This window comes from uncultured Blautia sp. (assembly GCF_902497045.1).
In the GTDB taxonomy this organism is placed as follows: Bacteria; Bacillota; Clostridia; order Lachnospirales; family Lachnospiraceae; genus Blautia_A.
The window spans coordinates 1-2392 of sequence record NZ_CABVDF010000316.1 but is presented as its reverse complement, the minus strand read 5'-3'; the positions used below and the strand labels follow the sequence as shown (position 1 = coordinate 2392).

The window sequence follows — 2392 nt, the reverse complement described above, 5'->3', positions numbered from 1 at the left end:
AAATGTAGAAGAGGGTATTTCTTTTTCCGAATGGTCAAAGACTATGTATTTTAAAGATGTTTCACTTCTGGAAAAAGATATGGAAAAAATGAAGCAGGGGATTACCAGCAGTCATAATCTGGAGTACCGCCTGGTTGATCGTGAGGGAAATCGAATATGGATCAACAGCAGAGGAAAGGTTCAAAAGGATCCTGAGGGAAATCCGTCTGTTATGGTTGGAAGTATATCTGAACTGTCAGAGGGTCGTATGATAGATGGTCTTACTAAATTATGGAATTATGACAGATTTATAGAGGATATGGGAAAATACCTGAAAAATGGAGAAGGTTTTCTCATGATTCTGGGAATTGATAATTTTAAAAATATTAATGTAAAGAACGGCAGACTTTTTGGAAACCATGTTCTGAAAATGGTAACAGATACACTGGAAAAATACGCAGAAAATCATATGACCACGTATCGTCTGGATGGTGACCGTTTTGCTGTGAACATGCCTGGAAGTACCCGGGAAGAAGTGCCTGTATTTTATGAGAGCGTAAAAGAACAGCTGATAAAATACTGCACGGTTTCAGCAGGGGCAGTAGAATACAGAGCAGGGTATGAATCCGATGGAGGAAAATTATACCAGTATGCAGAAAATGCTTTGGATCGTGCCAAAAAGGATGGGAAGAATAAGCTGGTATTCTTTTCGTCAGATGACTATCAGGACAGTCTTAACAGGATTCGACTTCAGGATGAAATGAAAGCTGCTGTTCAGGAGAAATGCAAGGGATTTTACCTTTGCTATCAGCCTCAGGTGGACAGTAAGGAATATACGCTTTATGGAGCAGAAGCTCTGCTTCGATATGAGTCTCCTTCCAGAGGTATTGTAGGACCTGGAGAATTTATACCTATTTTGGAACAGAGCGGTATGATCTGCCAGATTGGAGAATGGGTTCTGAGAACCGCTGTTGCTCAGTGCAGAGAATGGAGAAAAAAGATACCGGACTTTCACATCAGTGTAAATATTTCTTATGTACAGCTGCGTCAGGAATGTATTGCAGAAACGGTTCTGGATGTTCTGGAAGAGTATGGGATTCCGGGAGACGCGCTGACATTGGAAATTACAGAAAGCATACAGCTTCAGGATTATAGCTACTTTAACAAGATTTTTTATGAATGGAAGCAGTATGGGATTAAGATCGCTATTGATGATTTTGGAACAGGATATTCCAGTCTCAGTTATTTGAAGAGTATTGATATAGATGAAACAAAGATCGATCGTTTTTTTGTAAACCGTATCCATTATAATGCTTATAATTACCGCTTGCTTAGTAATATGATCGAGCTGGCTCACAGCGCCCGGATACAGGTGTGCTGTGAAGGCGTGGAGACAGAAGATGAGCTGATGGCTCTTCAGAAGCTTCATCCAGATGTACTTCAGGGATTTTTCTTTGCCAAGCCGTACAAAAAAGACGAATTTGAACGCATTTATATTTATGAGGACTGCAAAGAATATCAGGAAAGAGTAAAAAAAGAAAAAGCTTTACGTCAGAGAGAGAATAGTGCTAATACAGATTTGTCAGAGGATCTTCGTAAGGAAGAACTGGGAAATATTGCGGAAAAGATGGATGAGGTTATCTGTGTCAGTGATATTCAGACCAATGAACTTTATTATATGAATCTTGCAGGCTGCAGAAAGACAGGGATTTATGATTACAAGGGAATGAAATGCTACCAGGTATTCCATGGACGAAGCAGCCCCTGTGAGTTCTGTACGAATAAAAAGCTGGACAGGGAAAAGTTTTATATTAATGATAATGAATCAGAAAATCATTATCTGAAAAAACGCTATATTGTAAGAGGAAAGCAAATTTCCTGGATGCAAAAACCTGCGCATCTGAGTATTGCTTTTGATATAACAGAAACAGAAGCTTCTCCGAAAAAACAGATAGAAAGTAAGTACAATCTTCATAATACAAGAGACAGTCTCAGTTATTTTAGAAACGATATACTTAAAAATACAGAATTGGGATTGTGGCAGATCCGTATTGATCCGGAGCATAATCGATATGAAATGTACACAGATGAGGTAATGGATCAGGTTATGGGTCTGAAAGAACCTCTTCCTCCGGAGGAATGTTACGTTTACTGGTATAACAGGATCAATGAAGGATACTATAATTATGTAAATCAGGCAGTGGAAAATATCATCAGTTCTGACCGGCTTGTTCAGATTGAATATACATGGAAGCATCCGGATAAGGGGGAAGTGACGGTCAGATGTATGGGAATCCATATAGAGGACCAGGATGGCAAAATATGCATAGAAGGATATCACAGAGTGATCAGTAATCTGAAACGTCTCTCATTTTTCCCGGATGGATATGGAAGGGAAATATTTGAATACAAT

1 protein-coding gene is annotated in these 2392 nt (G+C 39.1%); it reads left to right on the top strand.

The genetic code is table 11. From position 1 onward, the window contains the following. Positions 1-2392: EAL domain-containing protein (locus RDS42_RS14190; protein ID WP_308784229.1), on the top strand; the 2392-nt coding region annotated here is incomplete at both ends.